General features: G+C 76.4%; 1 protein-coding gene. It reads left to right on the top strand.

The genetic code is table 11. From position 1 onward, the window contains the following. Nucleotides 1–11: 11 nt before the first annotated feature. Nucleotides 12–535, top strand: a 524-nt coding sequence (locus C1I97_RS38645; RefSeq protein ID WP_111007425.1) for a response regulator, incomplete at its 3' end; no start/stop codon positions are given.

The following is a 535-nucleotide window of genomic DNA, read 5'->3' as shown; positions in this document are numbered from 1 at the left end:
GGGCGAGGGGCATGACGAGCGAGCAGCCCATTCGCGTCCTGGTGGTCGAGGACGACCCGGTCGCGGCGGACGCGCACGTGATGTACGTCGGCCGGGTGCCGGGGTTCGTCGCGGTCGGCACGGCGCACACGGGCGCGGAGGCCCGGCGGATGCTGGACCGCACCCCGGTGGACCTGCTCCTGCTCGACCTGCACCTGCCGGACGTGCACGGTCTGCAGCTGGCCCGTTCCCTGCGGGCCGCCGGCCATCACGCGGACGTGGTCGCGGTGACCTCGGCGCGGGACCTGGCGGTGGTGCGCGAAGGGGTCTCGCTGGGGGTGGTCCAGTACGTGCTGAAACCGTTCACCTTCGCCACGCTCCGGGACCGGCTGGTGCGGTACGCCGAGTTCCGCGCGGCGGTCGGGGAGGCCGGCGGGCAGGCGGAGGTCGACCGGGCCCTCGCGACGCTGCGCGCCCCGGGCCCGGCCACCCTCCCCAAGGGGCTGAGCGCGCCGACCCTGGAGCGGGTCACGGGCGCGCTGCGGGAGGCGGAGGG

It is taken from the genome of Streptomyces sp. NTH33 (assembly GCF_003236365.1).
In the GTDB taxonomy this organism is placed as follows: domain Bacteria; phylum Actinomycetota; class Actinomycetes; order Streptomycetales; family Streptomycetaceae; genus Streptomyces.
The sequence above is the reverse complement of the archived record's forward strand: the minus strand, read 5'-3'. Positions and strand labels throughout refer to the sequence as shown.